At 69.2% G+C, this 19,872-nt stretch carries 15 protein-coding genes and 1 tRNA gene; 15 read left to right on the top strand and 1 reads right to left on the bottom strand.

From position 1 onward, the window contains the following. Positions 1 to 9: 9 nt before the first annotated feature. The 15 genes from AC4D12_RS08080 to AC4D12_RS08010 all read left to right on the top strand — a co-directional run bounded on the left by AC4D12_RS08080 (position 10) and on the right by AC4D12_RS08010 (position 16,898). Positions 10 to 1,458, top strand: coding sequence for a class I SAM-dependent RNA methyltransferase (locus AC4D12_RS08080; protein ID WP_490949373.1), 1,449 nt, complete (start codon positions 10 to 12; stop codon positions 1,456 to 1,458). Between the two features lie 163 nt (positions 1,459 to 1,621). Further along, positions 1,622 to 3,595 carry a 1-deoxy-D-xylulose-5-phosphate synthase gene (dxs, locus tag AC4D12_RS08075; RefSeq protein WP_490949372.1) on the top strand — a complete coding sequence of 658 codons (1,974 nt, stop codon included), beginning with the start codon at positions 1,622 to 1,624 and terminating at the stop codon, positions 3,593 to 3,595. Between the two features lie 13 nt (positions 3,596 to 3,608). Further along, positions 3,609 to 3,734, top strand: coding sequence for a hypothetical protein (locus tag AC4D12_RS08070; RefSeq protein WP_490949371.1), 126 nt, complete (start codon positions 3,609 to 3,611; stop codon positions 3,732 to 3,734). Positions 3,735 to 4,070: 336 nt separating this feature from the next. Then, positions 4,071 to 7,706: an Rne/Rng family ribonuclease gene (locus AC4D12_RS08065; RefSeq protein WP_490949370.1), complete on the top strand. Its 3,636-nt coding sequence runs from the start codon at positions 4,071 to 4,073 to the stop codon at positions 7,704 to 7,706. Between the two features lie 358 nt (positions 7,707 to 8,064). After that, positions 8,065 to 8,373, top strand: a complete 309-nt coding sequence (gene rplU / locus AC4D12_RS08060; RefSeq protein ID WP_490949369.1) for a 50S ribosomal protein L21 — start codon at positions 8,065 to 8,067, stop codon at positions 8,371 to 8,373. Positions 8,374 to 8,429: 56 nt separating this feature from the next. Continuing rightward, positions 8,430 to 8,690 (top strand): 50S ribosomal protein L27, encoded by a 261-nt coding sequence (gene rpmA, locus AC4D12_RS08055; protein WP_028280075.1) that lies wholly within the window; start codon positions 8,430 to 8,432, stop codon positions 8,688 to 8,690. Between the two features lie 114 nt (positions 8,691 to 8,804). Continuing rightward, on the top strand, positions 8,805 to 10,385 hold the full coding sequence (obgE, locus tag AC4D12_RS08050) for a GTPase ObgE (protein WP_490949368.1): 1,581 nt from the start codon (positions 8,805 to 8,807) through the stop codon (positions 10,383 to 10,385). 6 nt (positions 10,386 to 10,391) lie between these two features. Continuing rightward, the gene (proB, locus tag AC4D12_RS08045; RefSeq protein ID WP_490949367.1) at positions 10,392 to 11,531 is read left to right on the top strand and encodes a glutamate 5-kinase; all 1,140 of its coding nucleotides are present in this window, start codon (positions 10,392 to 10,394) and stop codon (positions 11,529 to 11,531) included. Positions 11,532 to 11,592: 61 nt separating this feature from the next. Continuing rightward, positions 11,593 to 13,011 carry a glutamate-5-semialdehyde dehydrogenase gene (locus AC4D12_RS08040; RefSeq protein ID WP_490949366.1) on the top strand — a complete coding sequence of 473 codons (1,419 nt, stop codon included), beginning with the start codon at positions 11,593 to 11,595 and terminating at the stop codon, positions 13,009 to 13,011. A 151-nt stretch (positions 13,012 to 13,162) separates the two neighbouring features. After that, positions 13,163 to 13,399 carry a hypothetical protein gene (locus tag AC4D12_RS08035; RefSeq protein WP_490949365.1) on the top strand — a complete coding sequence of 79 codons (237 nt, stop codon included), beginning with the start codon at positions 13,163 to 13,165 and terminating at the stop codon, positions 13,397 to 13,399. 38 nt (positions 13,400 to 13,437) lie between these two features. Next, on the top strand, positions 13,438 to 14,058 hold the full coding sequence (gene nadD, locus AC4D12_RS08030) for a nicotinate-nucleotide adenylyltransferase (RefSeq protein ID WP_490949364.1): 621 nt from the start codon (positions 13,438 to 13,440) through the stop codon (positions 14,056 to 14,058). Between the two features lie 144 nt (positions 14,059 to 14,202). Then, the gene (locus AC4D12_RS08025; RefSeq protein WP_490949363.1) at positions 14,203 to 15,615 is read left to right on the top strand and encodes a hypothetical protein; all 1,413 of its coding nucleotides are present in this window, start codon (positions 14,203 to 14,205) and stop codon (positions 15,613 to 15,615) included. 27 nt (positions 15,616 to 15,642) lie between these two features. After that, positions 15,643 to 16,053, top strand: coding sequence for a ribosome silencing factor (gene rsfS / locus AC4D12_RS08020; protein ID WP_490949362.1), 411 nt, complete (start codon positions 15,643 to 15,645; stop codon positions 16,051 to 16,053). Next, entirely contained in the window at positions 16,050 to 16,730 is a 681-nt protein-coding gene (locus AC4D12_RS08015; protein WP_490949361.1) for a histidine phosphatase family protein, read from the top strand. Before rsfS ends, AC4D12_RS08015 begins: the two co-directional genes overlap by 4 nt. Before the next feature lie 95 nt (positions 16,731 to 16,825). Then, positions 16,826 to 16,898 (top strand) — tRNA-Ala (locus tag AC4D12_RS08010). Between the two features lie 1,291 nt (positions 16,899 to 18,189). On the opposite strand, the gene AC4D12_RS08005 is transcribed toward AC4D12_RS08010, so the two are convergent. Continuing rightward, the gene (locus AC4D12_RS08005; RefSeq protein WP_490949360.1) at positions 18,190 to 19,668 is read right to left on the bottom strand and encodes a right-handed parallel beta-helix repeat-containing protein; all 1,479 of its coding nucleotides are present in this window, start codon (positions 19,666 to 19,668) and stop codon (positions 18,190 to 18,192) included. Positions 19,669 to 19,872 lie beyond the last annotated feature (204 nt).

Genomic DNA, 19,872 nt, shown 5'->3' with positions numbered 1-19,872 from the left:
GAACACCCCATGCATCAGAACAGCGCGAACGCCCCGACGGGCACCACCCCTCCCGACACCACCTCCGGCACGTCCGCGTCCACCCCAGGTACCTCCGGTCCCGGCACGCCCGGTCCCGGCACGCCCGGTCCGGCGGGTGACCCCGCCGGCGGAGTCACCGGCACGAAGGCGGTCCTCACCGTCGAGCGGCCCGCCCACGGCGGCCACTTCGTCGCCCGGCACGAGGGCAGGGTCGTCTTCGTACGGCACGCCCTACCCGGAGAGGTTGTCCGTGTCCGGTTCACGGAGACGGATGACGCCGCGAGCTTCTGGCGCGCCGATGTGATCGAGGTGCTCGAGGACTCCCCCCACCGCGTCGCGCACCCCTGGACGCCGGCCGACGCCCTCGGAGCCGCAGCACGCGGCCGCGCGCCCGTGGGTGGAGCGGAGTTCGGCCACATCGCGCTCGACGAGCAGCGCCGGTTGAAGGGCGCCGTCTTCGAGGAACAGCTCGCGCGCCTCGCGTCCGTCGAACGGGGGGTCGTGGTCGAGGCCGCCGCCGGCGAGTCGAGTGACGGTCTCGGCTGGCGCACCAGGGCCTCGTTCGCCGTCGACGCCTCGGGGAAGCTCGCCATGCACGTGCACCGCTCCCACGACGTCGTGCCCGTCCGCGCCATGCCGCTGGCCGTCCCGGAGATCGACGCGCTCGCCCTCTGGACGCTGGAGCTCACCGGCCTCGAGCGGCTGGAGGTCGCGGTCCCGTCCGGTGGGGGAGACCCCCTCGTGCTCCTGGTCCCGGCCGCCACGACCACACCGCGGCGGGTGGCGGCCGTCGCGTCGGCCATCAGCGGGGCGTCCGTGGCCGTCCTCGACCCCGAGTCCGGTCAGGTGCAGCGGCTGAAGGGCCGCACCTGGCTCCGGGAGACGGTGTTCGACGACGAGTACCGGGTGAGCGGAGCAGGGTTCTGGCAGATCCACCGCCGGGCGCCCGAGACGCTCGTCGCCGCGGTGCTCGACGGGCTGCAGCCTGCACCGGGGGAGCGGTTCGCGGACCTCTTCGCCGGCGCCGGCCTGTTCACCGTGCCGCTGGCGCGCGCGGTGGGCCCGGACGGCTCGGTGCTGTCCGTCGAGGGTTCCCCGGGGACGAGCCGCGACGCGAAGCGCAATCTCCACGGCCAGGACCACGTGTCGATCGTTCAGGGACGCGTGGACGCCGTCCTCGGGGGCTGGGACGGCCCGCTCGACGTCGTCCTGCTCGACCCGCCGAGGGCCGGCGCGGGGAGGAAGGTCGTGCGGCAGATGGTCGATGCACGCCCGCGCGCCGTCGGGTACGTGTCCTGCGACCCGGCCTCGTTCGCCCGCGATCTCGGCTACTTCCTCGGCGCCGGATGGTCCCTGGACCACCTGCGCGTCCTGGACCTCTACCCGCACACGCATCACATGGAGTCCTTCGCGCGGCTCCTCCCGCCGTCCTCGTGACAGCGGCCACCGCATCGATCGGCAGCCCGGGGCAAGCCGATCCGGGGTGCGGCACCGAAGAGTCAATGGCACCCGTCACAGGGGCCGAACGTTAGAGTTGAAGACACCCAGGGGCGCTACGACGCCCCGCCGAAGACAGCGATCACCGAGCGAGGAGGTGCCGATGGGACTCCTGACGACGATCCACGGCCCACAGGACCTGAGCAAACTCACCGAGGCACAGCTGACAGCGCTGGCGCGGGAGATCCGCGACTTCCTGGTCAGCAACGTCTCGCGCACCGGCGGCCATCTCGGACCGAACCTCGGTGTCGTGGAACTCACCCTCGGCATCCACCGCGTCTTCGACTCGCCCCGGGACAGCATCATCTTCGACACGGGTCACCAGTCCTACGTCCACAAGCTGGTCACCGGACGCCAGGACTTCGACACGCTACGCCAGCAGGGAGGCCTCTCCGGCTACCCGTCACGCGCCGAATCCGTGCACGACGTCGTCGAGAGCTCCCATGCCTCCTCCTCGCTCTCGTGGGCGGACGGCATCTCCCGCGCCCGGGTGCTCAGCGGCGAGGGGGATCGCTACACCGTGGTCCTCGTGGGTGACGGCGCACTCACGGGTGGCATGGCCTGGGAGGCGATCAACAACATCGCGGCGGACAAGCGCCGCCGGGTGGTCATCGTCGTCAACGACAACGGGCGCTCCTACGCGCCGACCATCGGCGGCGTAGCCGACTACCTCGCCTCCCTGCGGCCCACCCTCGACACCGTCCGCACCCACCGCGTGTACGAGCGGACGCTCGACTGGGTCAAGAACCGCATGCAGAACGGCGGCACGGTGGGCGAGTTCAGCTACAAGAGCCTCCACGCCATGAAGAAGGGCATCAAGGACTGGTGGGCGCCGCAGGGGCTCTTCGAGGACCTCGGCATGAAGTACGTCGGGCCGGTGGACGGTCATGACCAGTCCGCCGTCGAGCAGGCACTGCACCTCGCCAAGAAGTACGAGGGTCCCGTGATCGTGCACGCGATCACCGAGAAGGGCCACGGATACGCGCCCGCCAGGGCCCACGACGCCGACCAGTTCCACGCCGTGGGGATCATCGATCCGGAGACCGGCCAGCCCGTGGGCGCCGCCGGAGCGCAGTCCTGGACCTCCGTCTTCGCCTCCGAGATCGCCGACATCGCCGACGAACGCCCCGACATCGTGGGCATCACCGGCGCCATGCTGATCCCCGTGGGTCTGCACACCTTCGCCGAGCGTCACCCCGACAGGGTGTTCGACGTCGGCATCGCGGAACAGCACGCCGTCACCAGCGCGGCCGGCATGGCCTTCGGCGGACTGCACCCGGTGATCGCCCTCTACGCCACGTTCCTCAACCGGGCGTTCGACCAGCTCCTCATGGACGTCGCGCTCCACAAGGCCGGGGTGACCATCGTCCTCGACCGCTCCGGCGTCACCGGGCCCGACGGCGCGAGCCACCACGGCATGTGGGACCTCGCCATGTTGCAGGCCATCCCGGGCCTGCACCTCGCGGCCCCCCGCGACGCCTCCCGCCTCCGTGAGGAGCTCCGGGAGGCCGTCGCCGTGTCCGACGCGCCGAGCGTGGTCCGCTACTCGAAGGGCACCGTGGGTGCGGAGGTCGAAGCCGTCGAGCGGCTGCACGACGGCGTGGACGTCCTCTCACGCCGACCGTCCGGGTCGCGCCGGAACGACGTCCTGATCGTCAGCGTGGGGGCCATGAGCGAACTCGCGCTCGACGTCTCCAACAGGCTGGGCGCCCAGGGCATCAGCTCCACCGTGATCGACCCGCGGTGGGTGCTGCCGGTCCGCCGCTCGGTGATCGACCTCGCCGCCGACCACCGCATCGTGATCGTGATCGAGGACGGCGTCCGAGCCGGCGGTGTCGGGTCGCGGATCCGCCAGGAGATGCGGTCGGCAGGGGTGGACACCGCGCTCAACGAGGTGGGGCTCCCGGTGGAGTTCCTCGACCACGGGACACGCAATCAGGTGCTGGCCCGGGTGGGCCTCACCGCGCAGAAGATCACCCACGACGTCGTGGCGCAGGTCCTCGGCACGAAGGTGCCGGTGGCGAGGCCCCTCGCAGAGGACAACGCACCCGTGACGGGCCAGCTGCCCGAGCGCTGACGAGCACCGGGCGATGCGCCCGGTGCTCGCCGTCGTCCGGGACCTGCCGATGCGTTCCACGGGCGCTCGAGCCGACCTCCCGACGACGGCCGCCCTGCGCGCGGACCGCGGGTTCCGGGCCCGCCGCAGCACGGTGTGAGACAATGACGAAGGCTGGTGAGGGATCCACATTCCCCCGCCGGTCCAGTGACAGGCTTCCGTTCCGCGAGCGATGCTTCCGTCCTGACGAGTCCGCCCATGGAGGCGGACGCCAGGGGGAATCCGCCCGGGGGACACACCGTCGATACCGGCGGAGGACAAGGAAAAGCGCCACTGGTCTCCGAGTGATCACGCACCCCAGAGTCGGTGCGACGCCGGACGACAAGACAACGACTTCCGGTCGGCCGCCGGGCGAGAGGCCCGCGGCAGACCGACATACCGCCCCGGAGGGCGCTGGGATGTGGCCGGTGCCGCCGGGGGCTTGGAGCACAGTCCGATGGACCAGTCAGATCAGCAGGGAACAGAAGAGACCACCGCCGCGGTGTCGGAGACGCGGCAGCGCGAGACGGCGCAGGGGGAGCAGCAACCCGTCACCGGGTCCACCGACCCGGGTGACACGGGCGGGGAGGCAGCCGCCGAGGCGGTCAAGGCCCCGGTCAGGGCGCCGAGGAAGCGACGCACCGCGAGTGCACCCGCCGGCGCGCCGCCCGCGGCACCCGTCGCGGCAGCACACGTTACCCCGGCGTCGGCATCCGACGTGACCACGCCCTCGGAGGACTCGGACCTCCCCGCCGCGCCGACCACTGAAGCCGCCGCGCCGACGGCGGACGTCCAGGACACCCCGCCCGTGCGGAAGAGGGCAACCCGCAGCCGCAAGCCTGCCGTCGCCGCCGAAACGACCGCGACGACGGACCTCCCGGCGGCCGACGCCCCGGCGCAGGCGGCTCCCGACCGCGCCGCAGCTGCCCTCTCCGATCCCTCCGGAACGAGCGACGGTGCGGCGACGGTGCCCGCCGTCCGGGCAACCCGCACCCGCCGTCGCGCTGCGACCGCAGAAGCCGGTCCCGCTGCCCCCGTCGAGGTGACAGCCCAGCCGGATACGCTCTCCGGGACCACCACCGCCGACGGTGATGCCACGCCGACGATCGCGACCGCGACCGTCATCGAGCCGCCGGTACGCGCCACGCGCACCCGCCGCCGCGCCGCGACGGCCGAAGCAGGCCCCGCCGACGCCGCGCCACCCGTCGCAGCGGACACCGCGCCCACGGGCGGTCCGGACGCCGCTCGGGGCAGTGCTACGGCACCCGACGCCGCACCCGACGCCGGGACGAACACGCCCGATTCGGACAGTGCTCCGAACGAGAAGCCTGCTCGCACGCGTCGCACCGCGACCGGGCGCAGCCGGAGCCGTCGTGCGTCCGAACCGGATCAGGGCGACCAGGACGCCGCACCGGCATCGGCGTCGCCGAGGCCCGAGGTGCCCCCGACGGCAGGCACGGTTCCCGCCGGCGACGTCGAACAGGACACCGACGAGGACGACGCCGCGGACACGGCTTCCGGCGAGAGCGCCGGGACCACCACCGAGAACCGCTTCGATCCGTTCGCCGTCCCCGAATCGCCCCTGTCACTCCTGTTCCATGCTCCGGATCTCACCACCGTCGCCGTTCCCTCGGTGAAGGTGACACCCCCGAGCGACGAGGAGCAGGAGGACGACGACAGTTCCGACGAGTCCGGTCGCCGTTCCCGCCGGAGCCGCCGCGGCAGGAGCCGCTCGCGCGGCGACGCCGGGCAGCCGAGCTCGGGCGAGTCCACCGACTCCGCCGAGGAGCAGGGGGACGACGCCGATCGTGCGAACTCCTCCGGGCCCGAGGACGGACGGGGCGTGACCTCCCGCCGCCGTCGTCGTCGCCGTCGTGGTGACCAGGACCTCGAACTGACCGGCGGCGAGGACGACGACCCGCCCAACACCGTGACCCGTGTCCGTGCGCCGCGGCAGTCCAGTGAGGCGCCGCCGTCGGACCGCGTGACCAGCGTCCGCGGATCCACCCGCCTCGAGGCGAAGAAGCAGCGTCGGCGGGAGTCCCGCGACACCGGGCGTCGCCGCCAGGTCATCACCGAGGCGGAGTTCCTCGCGCGCCGGGAATCGGTCGACCGCCAGATGATCGTGCGCCAGCGCGATGACAGGATCCAGATCGGTGTGCTCGAGGACGGCATCCTCGGCGAGCACTTCGTCTCACGCACCCAGCAGGACTCCCTGATCGGCAACGTCTACCTCGGCAAGGTGCAGAACGTCCTGCCGAGCATGGAGGCCGCGTTCGTGGACATCGGCCGCGGCCGCAACGCGGTGCTGTACGCCGGTGAGGTCAACTGGGACGCGGCAGGGCTCGACGGTCAGCCCCGTCGGATCGAGCTCGCCCTGAAGTCCGGCGATCCCGTGCTGGTCCAGGTCACCAAGGACCCCGTGGGCCACAAGGGTGCCCGGCTCACGAGCCAGATCTCCCTCCCCGGCCGGTACCTCGTCTACGTGCCCGGCGGTTCGATGACGGGTATCTCCCGCAAGCTGCCCGACGTCGAGCGCAATCGGCTGAAGCGCATCCTCAAGGACCGCCTGCCCGAGAACGCGGGAGTGATCGTCCGCACGGCGGCCGAGGGTGCCAGCGAGGAGGAGCTGACCCACGACATCAACCGTCTCCGTGCGCAGTGGGAGGAGATCGAGCGCAAGGCCGGCTCCACGAAGACCCTCGCGCCCGAGCTGCTGTACGGCGAGCCGGACCTCACCATCAAGGTGGTCCGCGACGTGTTCAACGAGGACTTCTCCAAGCTCGTCGTCTCCGGCGAGGAGGCCTGGGACACGATCGAGGCCTACGTCATGTACGTGGCGCCGGACCTCGTCGGCAGGCTCGAGAAGTGGACCAGCGATGAGGACATCTTCGCGGCATCACGGATCGACGAGCAGATCGCGAAGGCGCTCGAACGCAAGGTCTTCCTGCCCTCCGGCGGATCCCTCGTCATCGACCGCACCGAGGCCATGACCGTGGTGGACGTCAACACCGGTAAGTTCACCGGCAGCGGGGGAAATCTCGAGGAGACCGTCACGAAGAACAACCTCGAGGCCGCGGAGGAAGTGGTGCGGCAGCTCCGCCTCCGCGACATCGGCGGCATCATCGTGATCGACTTCATCGACATGGTGCTCGAGGCCAACCGGGATCTCGTGCTGCGCCGTCTCGTCGAGTGCCTGGGCCGTGACAGGACCAAGCACCAGGTGGCCGAGGTCACCTCGCTGGGCCTCGTCCAGATGACGCGCAAGCGCATGGGTACGGGCCTGCTCGAGGTCTTCGGCGAGGACTGCGAGCACTGTGCGGGCCGCGGCGTCGTGACGCACATGGAACCCGTGGAGCACCGCCACACGTCGACGGCGGACGTCCAGCAGCAGCCCCGCCAGGAGCGGCCGTCCCGCAGTGAGCGCAAGCGGAGCCGTGGGCGTGGGGGTCAGCAGGACGACTTCGCGCCGGCGCCCGTGGTCGCTCCCGCAGCGGAGAGCCCCGACCGCGCGGCGAAGGCCGAGGCCGCTCGTGCGGCCCTGGCGAGCATCGCCGCGGCGACGCACCACGCGCACGAGGAACCGAGCGAGGAGGAGGCCGCGGACGCCGACATCCAGGTGACCGAGGCAGTCCTCACCATCAACGGGGAGACGGTCACGCTGCCGCGTGCCGATCGCCGCGCGGACATCGTGGAGGAGGCCCCGGCCCCGGCCACCCGCCTCACCCTCGACAGCCTCAGTGAGGCCTTCAACCGGAGGACGACGGCGGGCGACACGCAGCAGCAGTCCACCGACGGGCCGACGACGGCGGGCTCACAGCCCGCCGGCGAGGCTCCGACGGCCGACAGCGCTCCTTCCGGCGAGGACGCAGCTCCTGCCTCGAAGCCCACGTCCCGGCGCCCTCGGCGTCGCGTGGCGCGCAGTGCGCAGGGAGGCGCCGACACCAGCATCGAGACGCAGGTGAGTGACGGGTCCGCCTCGGCTTCGGGGGGCAGCCGCCATGTGGCCGCCGCGCGTCCTGCGCCGATCCGGCAGGAGGCCGGCACCGAGCCGGTCATCTTCGGCGTCGGTGTGTCCGCGTCCGAGCTCTGACCGCTCCACCGACCGCTCGGGTGGCGCGTGCCACCAGGGCAGGACGGCGTCGGCCCTCGTGGCCGCCGTCCTGCCCGCGGGCGTGGCTCGAAGGGTGCAGGACGACGCGCGAGTGGTACCCGTGATTTGCGGGATGACGCCGTCCTGACGTAATCTTGACCCTCGGTGCAGTCGCCGGTAATGGGCTGTGTCCCGCTTCATGCAGCGGTGTCAGCCGCAGCAGGCGCATCGCCGCCGAGGAGCCCGAGGGCACGTGCATTGCAGGGCGTGGTCGGAATGCCGATCCTGAGGATCGCCGGCATGAGGCACCCGAGTTTTTCCATCAGAAGTCAAGATCGTCGAGAGAAGTGAGTTCCCCGTGGTGTACGCGATTGTCCGCGCAGGCGGCCGCCAAGAAAAGGTTTCCGTAGGAGACCTCGTTACCCTGGACCGCGTGACCGGTCAGGCCGGGAGCTCATTCAAGCTTCCCGCGCTCCTCCTGGTGGACGGTGCGAACATCACCTCCGCCGCCGAGGACCTCGCGAAGGTCACCGTCACGGCCGAGATCGTGGAGAACCTCCGCGGGCCCAAGATCGTCATCCAGAAGTTCAAGAACAAGACCGGCTACAAGAAGCGCCAGGGTCACCGTTCGGAACTGACCCGAGTCAAAATCACAGGCATCGCGTAGTCCTTCCGGACTTCCGATCGGTCAAGCAGACACTTCAGCGAAGGCAGGTTTAACCCATGGCACACAAGAAGGGCGCAAGCTCAACTCGTAACGGCCGCGACTCGAACGCGCAGTACCTCGGCGTCAAGCGCTTCGGTGGTCAGGTCGTCAAGGCAGGCGAGATCATCGTCCGCCAGCGCGGCACCCACTTCCACCCGGGCGCCAACGTCGGCCGCGGCGGGGACGACACCCTGTTCGCACTCGAGGCAGGGGCCGTCGAATTCGGTACCCGCCGTGGACGCAAGGTCGTCAACATCGTCGGAGCCGCAGCGGAGTAATGCTCCGCACGGTACACCAGGCATTTCGGGTGGGGTGAGCCTCTACGGCTCGCCCCACCTTGTTTTAAGCCGCCTAGACTCGGCACAGTGAAGCATTTGTAGAAGGAGACCAGCGTGGCGAGCTTCGTTGACCGCGTCGTCCTGCACGTATCCGGGGGCACAGGTGGCCATGGCTGCGTGTCCGTCCACCGGGAGAAGTTCAAGCCCCTCGGTGGACCCGACGGCGGCAACGGCGGCGACGGCGGCGACGTCATCCTCCGGGTCGACCACCAGACCACCACGCTGCTGGACTACCACCACGCCCCGCACCGCCATGCCACCAACGGTGGCAACGGAATGGGCGACTGGCGCGGCGGCAAGAGCGGGGAGACCCTGATCCTGTCGGTCCCCGACGGCACCGTCGTGAAGACCAAGGACGGCGAGGTGCTCGCCGATCTCGTGGGCGAGGGCACCGAGTTCGTCGCGGCTGCCGGAGGCCAGGGCGGTCTCGGGAACGCCGCGCTGTCGTCCCAAAAGCGCAAGGCCCCCGGCTTCGCGCTGCTCGGGATCCCCGGCGACGAGCGGGACGTCGTCCTGGAGCTCAAGTCGATCGCCGACATCGCGCTCGTCGGATACCCGTCGGCGGGCAAGTCGAGTCTCATCGCGGCGATGTCCGCGGCTCGCCCCAAGATCGCGGACTACCCCTTCACCACGCTCGTGCCGAACCTGGGCGTCGTCGAGGCCGGGTCCACGCGGTTCACCATCGCGGATGTCCCCGGGCTCATCGAGGGTGCCAGCGAGGGCAAGGGCCTTGGGCACCACTTCCTGCGGCACGTGGAGCGCTGCGCGGCGCTCGTGCACGTGCTCGACTGCGCGGCGCTGGAGACGGACCGCGACCCGCTGAACGATCTCGCCGTCATCGAACGCGAACTCGAGAAGTACGCCGTCGACATGAGCTATGCGGGTCCCGACGGCGACGTCGTGCCCCTCAACGAGCGGCCGCGGCTGATCGCGCTCAACAAGGTGGACGTGCCTGACGGCAAGGACATGGCCGGCTTCGTGCGGCCGGAGCTCGAGGCACGCGGCTACCGCGTCTTCGAGGTGTCGGCGTCCAGCCACGAGGGGCTCCGTCAGCTCGGCTTCGCGATGGCGGAGATCGTCGAGGAGGCACGCAGGGTCGTCGCTACGACGCCGCCCCGGGTCGAGCCGCCCGTGCTCCGTCCGCGTGGCGTCAATGCGGTCTCGTTCCGGATCCGCCACGAGGAGAAGGACGCCCTTCCGCTGTACCGCGTCCTCGGTGAGAAGCCCGAGCGCTGGGTCAAGCAGACCGACTTCACCAACGACGAGGCCGTGGGCTACCTCGCGGACCGGCTCGCGAAGATCGGTGTCGAGGAGGAGCTGTTCAAGACCGGCGCCAAGCCCGGCGACACCGTGGTGATCGGTGAGGGCGACGGCGTCGTCTTCGACTGGGAGCCCACCATGATGGGCGGAGCCGAGCTGCTCGCCGGACCGCGCGGTACCGACCTGCGCCTCGCGGAGTGGGTCCGTCCCACCCGTGAGCAGAAGCGTGAGGAGTACCAGGAGCGCAAGGACGCGAAGGCTGCGGCCAGGGCGGACCTCGAGGCCGACCGCAAGGCCGGTGTCTGGACCGAATCGGTGACGAACCGCCAGCAGCCTGCATCCCAGCAGGAGGCTGACGCCGAGTCCCAGGGCTAGGCGGAGGTGAGTTCGGACCGGTCGGTCGGGGGAGTGCACGGAGGGCTGGCGGAGGCCGGGCGGATCGTCGTCAAGGTCGGGTCGTCGTCGCTCACCTCGGTGTCGGGCGGTATCTCTGAGGACGCTCTCGTGGGCCTCTCGGACGTGCTCGCCGCCAGGCGCTCCGCCGGGACCGAGGTCATCCTCGTCTCCTCGGGAGCCATCGCCGCTGGTCTGGCTCCCCTCGGACTGACCCGCAGGCCGTCCCAGCTGTCCTCCCAGCAGGCCGCGGCCAGCGTGGGGCAGGGACTGCTGATGGCCCGCTACTCGCGCGCGTTCTCGGCCCACGGAATCATCGTCAGCCAGATCCTGATCACGGCCGACGATCTCATCAGGCGGTCGCACTACGCCAACGCCCACCGGGCGATGGAGCGGCTGCTCAACTTCGGCGTGGTGCCGATCGTGAACGAGAACGACACCGTCGCCAGTCATGAGATCCGCTTCGGGGACAACGACCGCCTGGCCGCCCTCGTGGCCCACCTCGTGAAGGCCGACGCCCTCGTCCTGCTGTCCGATGTCGATGCCCTCTACGACGGTCCGCCGAGCGCCGGCGCCACGCGCATCCCGCTCGTCGCCTCCGCAGCGGACCTCGAGGGCGTCACGATCGGACGGACCGGGAAGTCGGGCGTGGGGACCGGCGGCATGGTGACGAAGGTGGAAGCCGCGACCATCGCGGCGGCGTCCGGCATCCCCGCCCTCGTCACGTCCACCGCCAACGCCGCAGCGGCCCTGCGGGGGGACGACGTCGGGACCTGGTTCACCGCCACCGGCAAGCGCCAGCCGATCCGCCTGCTCTGGCTCGCGCATCTCGCCCGTGTGCTCGGCACGCTCGTCCTCGACGACGGCGCCGTACGGGCCGTGCGCGAACGCCGGCGGTCACTCCTCCCGGCGGGCGTCGTGGAGGTCTCGGGCGTCTTCGAGGCCGGTGACCCTGTCCAGCTCGTCGGCCCCGACGGGTCCGTCGTGGCCCGAGGGCTCGTGAACTACAGCTCCGCGGAACTGCCGCGCATGCTCGGCCGCTCGACCCACGAGCTCGCCGAGGACCTCGGGGCGGAGTACGAACGGTCCGTGGTGCACGTGAACGACCTCGTGGTCCTGCACGGCTGAGGACGCCGTCACCTGCTGACACGCACCCGGGAGGGCCGCCGACGCTCGCTAGAATGCGTGCATGACCGATGTGAGCACGGAGACCGAAGCGCTGACGCAGCACGACACGACCCCCTCCGCCGTGCCCGGCGGGGCAGCCGCACCGTCGTCGTCCGCTGCGCCCTCAGCGCCCCCTGAGCGGGAGACCTCCACCGGGGACGTTGCGCAGGATCCGGACGGCGACGCGATCGTCGCCGCGGTGCACGCCATCACGGATCGGGCCCGGGCGGCCTCACGCACGCTCGGACGGGCGAACCGCGCACGGAAGGACGGCGCCCTCCGCGCGATCGCCGAGGCGCTCGTCGCACGGCGGGATCTCGTCCTCGCAGCCAACCGCGACGACGTCGAACGCGGACGCGCGGGCGGGACCTCCGATTACCTCCTCGACCGGCTGAGCCTCGATGCCGATCGCGTGGCACTGCTTGCCGACGCACTCACACAGCTCGCCGCCCTCCCGGATCCGGTGGGCACCTCCGTGCGGGCCGAGACACTCCCGAACGGCCTGCGCATGCGGCAGGTACGCGTTCCGCTCGGGGTCGTCGCCGCCATCTACGAAGCACGGCCCAACGTCACGGTCGACATCGTGGGCCTCGCGCTGAAAAGTGGCAACGCCGTCGTCCTCCGGGGCGGGAGCGCGGCTTCCTCGACCAATGCCGCGCTCATCGGGATCATCAGGGACACGCTCGAGGACCTCGGCCTGCCCGACGACGCCGTGCTCAGCGTCGACGAGTTCGGACGGGAAGGGGCGCAGGTCCTGATGCGGGCGCGCGGGCGCATCGACGTGCTGATCCCCCGGGGCGGCCGTGAGCTCATCCAGTCGGTGGTCACGAACGCGCGCGTTCCCGTCATCGAGACCGGGGAGGGCAACGTGCACATCTTCCTCGATGAGAGCGCCGAGACCGACATGGCGGTCGACATCCTCCTCAACGCGAAGACCCAGCGGCCGAGCGTCTGCAACACCGTGGAGACACTCCTGGTGCACAGCCGGTCAGCGGCGGCAGGGCCCGTCCTCGGGGCGCTGGCCCACGCAGGGGTCATGCTGCACGTGGACGACCGCGCGAGGGCCCTGGTGCCCGAGGGCGTGCACGCCCTGGCCGCGACGGACGACGACTGGGGCCGCGAGTACATGCAGCTCGACCTCGCCGTCCGCACGGTGGACGGCGTCGACGACGCGCTGCGGCACATCAGGCGGTGGAGCACGGGACACAGCGAGGCGATCATCACGAACGACCTCGCGAGTTCGGAGGAGTTCGTCGCCGGCGTCGACTCCGCGGCCGTCCTCGTCAACGCCTCGACCCGCTTCGTCGACGGCGGTGAGCTCGGTCTCGGCGCGGAGGTCGGGATCTCGACGCAGAAGATGCACGCACGCGGCCCCATGGGCCTGACGGAGCTCACCACCACGAAGTGGATCGTGCAGGGCGAGGGCCAGATCCGTCGCTGATCAGTCGCCGATCCGTCGCCGATCCGGCCGCTGATCTTCCACTGATCGGCGGTCGACGGCGGGGGAGCCGGGCCGGGTACGCGTACCATGGGAGAAATCGTCCTGGCCGGTCCCGCCGGTCGGACCGACCCGATCTCACAGAGGACATACGATGCTCTACTCCCTCGGCGGCGCACTGCTGGCAGCAGAAGGCGCGGAACACCACACCGAACTTCCGATGCCGGCCATCGCCTACGGGCTGATCGTCATGGGTATCCTCCTCCTGCTGATGCTGGTCACGGTCTCCTTCTCCAACGTGCGCAACCGCCACGAGGCCGTCGAGGAGCACATCGACCCCCACAAGCAGCACACCAACAACCACGATCACGGCGAAGCCAACCGGCACTAGCGGCATCGGTGGTACCTGGAACGCCCGGACGCGAGGTCATGGGCGCAACGCAGCAGCGCCGCGCCGACGGTAGTCCCTGGCGCCTCGGCGTCATGGGTGGAACCTTCGATCCCATCCACCACGGCCACCTCGTGGCCGCGAGCGAGGTCGCGACCGTCTTCGACCTCGACGAAGTGGTGTTCGTCCCGACGGGTCAGCCCTGGCAGAAAGTCGACAAGAACGTCACCGAGGCCGAGCACCGCTACCTCATGACGGTCATCGCCACGGCGTCGAACCCGCGGTTCACAGTGAGTCGGGTGGACATCGAGCGACCCGGACCGACGTTCACCATCGACACCCTGCGCGACCTCAAGGCGGAGCGCCCTGACGCACAGCTGTTCTTCATCACCGGTGCGGACGCGATGTCGCAGATCCTCACGTGGAAGGACGCGGAGGAGCTGTGGTCGCTGGCCCACTTCATCGGCGTCACCCGGCCCGGGCACGAGCTCAACGGGCGCGGCCGCGACGTGAGCCTGCTGGAGGTGCCGGCGATGGCGATCTCCAGCACGGACTGCCGCCGACGCGTCGACGAGGACAAGCCCGTCTGGTACCTGGTGCCTGACGGCGTGGTCCAGTACATCGCCAAACACCGTCTGTACAGGGTCGCCGTGCGTCAGTGACGCCCGTCGAGCGTGCACAGGACCGCGAGGGGTCCCTGGTGCATCAGGCGCGATCGGGTTCGGCAGCAGGGTCTCGAGCAGCAACGTCTCAGGCAGCAGGTCTCATGCAGGGAAGCGGATGGACGACGGTCAGGGGGACTGGACATGACAGTGCGTGATGCGTCGGGCGGGCAACCCGTCGACGACGGCTCGGCACTGCCCGAAGGGATCCGACACAGCCGGCGTGCTGCCCGTGCCCCCGTCGACGCCGTGCCCGAGCACGCCCGGGAGCGCGAGTCACAGGTCCGCGCGCGTGATCGCGAAGCACTGCGGGCCTACCGGGCCCTCGCGGAGGGTCGCCCTGCCGAGGCGGCCGACGGCGCGAGGGTGGAGGTGCCGACGCGACGGACACTCCGGGTGCAGCGCGCCGGCGCCTCGTCGACCTCAGCGGTCACGCCCGGGTCCGCAGCCGATCTCCCAGCACGGACTCCCGCCGAACCCGGTGCGGTAGCCGACCACACCGCCGAGTCGTCCTCGCTGGCTCCCTCCGACGCTCAGCCGGCCGATACCCGCTCTCCGACGACCGGCCCGGAATCCGCGGTGGCAGGGCGTGAGGTTCCGAAGGTACACGAGTCATCCGGAGCCGCTGCCCCGGCATCGCAGGGGAGCGGGACCGAGCTGGGGCGGGGTGTGGAGCCGCATGCCCCTCGCGCGCTTGCCGGGCAGGGCGCGCAGGCTGCTCGGGCCCTCCACCCGGCATCGGCTGCCCATCCCGGCACGGCGACGGGCGGTACCGACCGGGTGGCGCTTCCCGGCGGACGCCGAGACCGCCGTCGGCAGGAGACCGCCCAGACCGCCGCTGTCGAGCGGCCCGGAACCGCTGTCGACGGTTCCGTGCGACCGGCCGACGACCATACCCCTGCCGCGCTCCCTGGGGCCCCAGCCGCGAACCGGTCCGCCCCACAGCCGAACGGGAACATGACCGTCGAGGAGGCGCTAGCGGCTCGGAATGCCCTCGTCCAGGACGCGCGTGCCCTCGTCGCAGGACTCGAGACGACCGACGGCGACGGCACCATCGTCGTGGATCTGGAGGTCCTCGCGCAGCAGAGGGCTCTCGCGGAGCGCGCCGCGGTCCTGAACTCACGCGCCCGGCGGATCCAGGAACTCGCCGAGCAGAACCAGCAGCGGAAGCCCGTCCCGAACGATCCCACGACGGCACACAACATCCCCTTCGTCCCCCACTCCGACGCTTCCCGCCGTCCCGGTGATGCGCCGTCGGCGCTCCGCGCGCCGATGACGTCACACATCCCCGTCGTGGTGCCCCGCGCTGCCGGGTCCCACACCGGGTCCGATCCCGAGCCGGAGACCGCCGTTGCGTCGCCGCCGGAGGTGGGGGCAACGCGGGGGACCGGCCCGATAGGGGCGCGGACCGCGTTCGGGCTCGACCCCCTGGATGCCATGACAGCAGGACTAGGGCGGGCGCGTCGTCTGCGCATTCTGCAGTACTCGCTGCTCGGTGTGGGCGGAGCGGCCCTCGTGACCGGGATAATGATGACTGTCAGCTCCCTCAATGGGTGACACCGCTGACCACATACAAGGAGATCTGTGACTGCAACCGAACAGTCCGTCGGCATCGCCCGCACAGCGGCGCACGCTGCGGCGGACAAGATAGCCCAGGACATCATCGCCATCGACGTCAGCGACCGGCTGGCCATCACCGACGTCTTCCTGATCGCCTCGGCGCCGAGCGAGCGCCAGGTCAACGCGATCGTTGACGGCATCGAGGAAGAGCTGTCCAAGCAGGGCCTGAAGCCCGTGCGTCGTGAGGGTCGCAGCGAGGGCCGCTGGGTCCTGCTCGATTACGCCACCGTGGTGGTGCACGTGCAGCACGAGGAGGATCGTGTGTTCTACGCGCTCGATCGCCTCTGGAAGGACTGCCCGGCCGTGGATCTGCAGCTCGACGGCGTGCTGCAGGGCCCTGCGCAGCCGGCAGCACAGCACGACGCCCCCGAGTGAGCCGCGACCCCCACTCCGACGCGGCAGCGCGCCGCATCATCTTCTGGCGGCACGGCCGCACCGAGTGGAACCACGCAGGGCGCTTCCAGGGCCAGGAGGACATCGATCTCGACGCGACGGGGCGGGCGCAGGCCAAGCGGGCAGCAGAGCTACTCGCCGCCAAGCGTCCCTCAGTGATCGTGGCGTCCGACCTCAGGCGTGCAGCGGACACCGCTGCAGCTCTCTCGAGGATCTGCGGCGCGCGGGTGGAGCACGATCCGCGGCTGCGGGAGACGAACGCGGGAGTCTGGCAGGGGCTGACGTTCGGCGAGATCGCCGACCGCTTCGCCGAGGACAACACGGCGTGGCGGAGCGGGGATCCTGACGTCCGAGCCGGAGGGGCGGAGAACCGGCGCGACGTCGGACAGCGCATGCTCGAGGCGGTCCTCGAGGCCGTGCACCGCGTCGAGCCCGGAGGCACTCTCGTCGTCGCGAGCCACGGTGGTTCCATCAGGGCAGCTCTCGCCGCTCTGATGGGCCTGCCTCCCGATCACTGGGGCGCGCTCTCGGGCCTCTCGAACTGTCACTGGTCCGAGGTCCACGAGGTGACGGATCGTGAGCAGGCGCGCTTCTCGTGGCAGCTGACCGAGCACAACGTGGGTCTCGGGTCCCTGCCGACGGAGCCGCTCGAGGGGTGACCCGGGGAAGCTCCCGCTGATTTGTCGGGCGGCAGCGGAACTACTACACTGAGGAAGTTGCTTCGGCCGGGTATCCCGGCCAGGACGACGACCGAGGGGCTATGGCGCAGCTGGTAGCGCACCTGCATGGCATGCAGGGGGTCAGGGGTTCGAATCCCCTTAGCTCCACGACCAAAGGCCCGGGAAACCGGGCCTTTTCCGTGTTCTCACCATAAAGCCGTATCCGCTACGGAACACGGCCACCTGCCCCTGGCGACGCCACAATCAGGGTCCTGACCCCCTGGTCGATGGCATCGGCTCCCATGCCGGCCGAGGGCCGTCAACTCCAAAAGATCCTCAACGACTCGACTACATGTCAGCAGGCACGAACCTCTCGCTCCGCGCTCCCTACGAACGGGCGTCGCCACACGCTGATCCCCGTCCGTGTCGGGGTCCCATATCAGCTCCCCGCGCCGAGGACTTGCCGAGCTGTTTCCTCGGCAACGAGTTACTGGTCCATGACGACCGACCCCCTGAGGAGACCATTCGACCGCAGCATGCCCCGGAGGTAGCTGATACTCAGGGCGTCGGGCGTTGCCGTGTGAACCACCACGTGGCGGGTGGGGCAGAGCGGCATCAAGTCGATGAGCACATCCGATGTGAACTCGTCATCGACGAGGTGGACCGGAGCGACGAGGTGCAGCTGCGCGAGGTACTTACCGGCAATGCGTCCTTCTGCTCGACGTCGAGGTCAAACCCGTGACACACCGAGCCCCGACGGATGGACAGTCCGGCGCAGGTGCGGATTCGTCTCGGACGATTGACCGCTCGGACCCGGTGGACTGTTCCGGGCGGGGCTCCCGGTAGCGGGTCGGCCGATCCGGTGACGGCTGTGGACGCTCCCGCCCACAGACTCCGAACCATCCTCGCGTCACCGGAGTTGAGAATCAGAGGAACCTCGTCAGGTCGCTCGAGGAGCTGACCCGCGGAGCACACCCGGTGAATCGGGATCTTGTCCCCTCGGTCTGGGATGAGGTCGGAGTGGACGGGTACTTCGGTGTCCGCGGACCCTCGTCCGTCCGGAGCTGCTGGGTGGCGCACTCTCGGTCCGACGACGAGTGAATAGTAAACTTTCCTTATCAGGAGAAGAGCAGTCATGCCCCCGAGTTTCGCATCGGTGCCAGATTCGGGGGCATGCTGTCAGGCGTCGGTGCTCGCGCCCTCAGGGGTTGATCCCCCGTAAGCGCTCAGCCAAGTTACCGTCCCGGCGTCGAGCAGGACGCGGCGACGGTGCAGTGGGAAGCGCAATCGGCGTCACGGAACGTACTCCCATGCCTGACGTAATCTACCTTGTAGACGGCTGACATCTTCGTGTCGGATTTGCCGGGACGGAGAGGTGGCCGTGGCATGGGGACCCGATCTGGGCGTTGGGCCGCATCGTGAACGGCGCCTCGAAGGACCGGTGGTTCCTTGTTCGCTATCACCGAGCATCGCCGTTTGTTGGGTCCTCGCCAAAGGACGACCCCGGTGCAAGTGTGAGGCGCCCGTCGGTGAACATTGACGCGACACCAGTGTCGGAGCGGACCCCGATCTTCAATACGCTTCCGAGCTCAGATCCGGAAGCTTGCGCGTCAGCGAATGTCCTGTACTTGCCGCTCCATGCAAATCGACGGTCGGCACCCGCGAGCACCGTGTATATGTTGTTATGGAATTTGTTGTTCTTTCGAGCGTCGAAATACATGGACGCGTCGGTCAACCCCAGAGTATGAAGCCCGGACACTCCCTCACCGAACCGGGTGCCGGTTGTCATATCGACAACGTTGTGATGTACGCGGAGGTCGGAGAGGTCGCGTGCACCTATCTCGCCTGACCCGCGTGAACGGTACTGGGCAACTATTCCGTTCTGGTTCGGGCCTAACACATTGTCGAAGACCTCGACCTTCGATGATGTATTGATGTTGATCCCACCGACTGCGAACATTGAATAGTCCGCGCCCCGGCCGCCGCCGAAGGCGTAACGATAGCCGTTGCCACTTATTGTGTTCCCGAAAATCATCGCTGCATAACTGATCTCATAGCGAATACCATCAGCGTAATTGTTTGTAGCAGTATTGCGGGGGCCAAGCGTGATATTTATGTTGTCAATGTCGAACCAGATTCCGGTGCCCTCGTTATTGTGGGCGGTATTGTCGCGAAAAATCGTTCCTTTGGAGTAAGTAGCTTTGAAGCCGCCGGACTCCCAATCGGATCGCCAGAACCCGTCCGTGTTATTTGCCTCAAAGTTGTTGTGTTCAATTATTGTTTCGTGGGATCGGTGATGGCCCATGCCCAATTGCCCGTTGCCCACCATCTGATTGTGATGCACATGCGCCCGGTCAGCAGTGGTCAGATGCAGACCGATGGCGTGGTTCTCAGTGAAAAGGCAGTTGTCGATTTCCCAATCTTCGCCGCTAATGACAACAGCGCCGGATTGCCCAGCAGATGCAAATCTAGATATCTTGATGCGATGTAGGCGCCCACCGTTCACTGATGTGTTGATGGCCGCTCGAGTCAGCGACATCTCCACGGTATGCCCGGTAGGATTCCGCCCGATGTAGGTGCGATTCGCAGCAAAATCCTGATAGAACGTGCCTGGGCTCACCTCGGCGAGGGCCATGACGCGTGTCAGACGGTCGCCGTTGAACCAAACCTGCTCTCGGCTCTTACATGGGTTCGCGCCGGGCCCGCTGTTCTTTTCGCACTGTCCATTATCCGTGTACACAGCGGGAAGCTTCCCCGACGTGAACCATCGAGCTCCATCCTGCAACCAACCGCTAAGAGTGATGTCGCCTCGGAGGTTCGCATACCCCTGCGACGGACCGATCAACTTCTGTCCGGTCTTCATCTGCAACGCGGTCGACAAGCGGTAGTCGCCAGCCTGCAATCGAATAGTGGCGCCGCTGGGTTTCGTGTTGAGCACAGCCTGAATGCTTGCGCCGGCACGTACGTCGTAAACCTCAACGGGCTTCGGGCTTGGTGATTGGGTGGGGGGCGCGGGTGTTGGCGCGGGGGCCTGGGTCGGTGTCGGTGCGGGTGCCACGGTCGGTGCCGTTGTCGGTGTGGGAGTGGGCGTCGGTGCCGGTGCGGGTGCCACGGTCGGTGCCGTTGTCGGTGTGGGAGTGGG

It is taken from the genome of Arthrobacter sp. TJ-266, assembly GCF_058269115.1.
The sequence above is the reverse complement of the archived record's forward strand: the minus strand, read 5'-3'. Positions and strand labels throughout refer to the sequence as shown.

Bases quoted from the DNA above. Each gene is read 5' to 3' on its own strand.
- AC4D12_RS08070 (WP_490949371.1), top strand. From the start codon at position 3,609: ATGCGCCCGGTGCTCGCCGTCGTCCGGGACCTGCCGATGCGTTCCACG.
- AC4D12_RS08080 (WP_490949373.1), top strand. From the start codon at position 10: ATGCATCAGAACAGCGCGAACGCCCCGACGGGCACCACCCCTCCCGAC.
- AC4D12_RS08025 (WP_490949363.1), top strand. From the start codon at position 14,203: ATGACAGTGCGTGATGCGTCGGGCGGGCAACCCGTCGACGACGGCTCG.
- AC4D12_RS08035 (WP_490949365.1), top strand. From the start codon at position 13,163: ATGCTCTACTCCCTCGGCGGCGCACTGCTGGCAGCAGAAGGCGCGGAA.
- nadD (WP_490949364.1), top strand. From the start codon at position 13,438: ATGGGCGCAACGCAGCAGCGCCGCGCCGACGGTAGTCCCTGGCGCCTC.
- dxs (WP_490949372.1), top strand. From the start codon at position 1,622: ATGGGACTCCTGACGACGATCCACGGCCCACAGGACCTGAGCAAACTC.
- AC4D12_RS08065 (WP_490949370.1), top strand. From the start codon at position 4,071: ATGGACCAGTCAGATCAGCAGGGAACAGAAGAGACCACCGCCGCGGTG.
- AC4D12_RS08040 (WP_490949366.1), top strand. From the start codon at position 11,593: ATGACCGATGTGAGCACGGAGACCGAAGCGCTGACGCAGCACGACACG.
- rpmA (WP_028280075.1), top strand. From the start codon at position 8,430: ATGGCACACAAGAAGGGCGCAAGCTCAACTCGTAACGGCCGCGACTCG.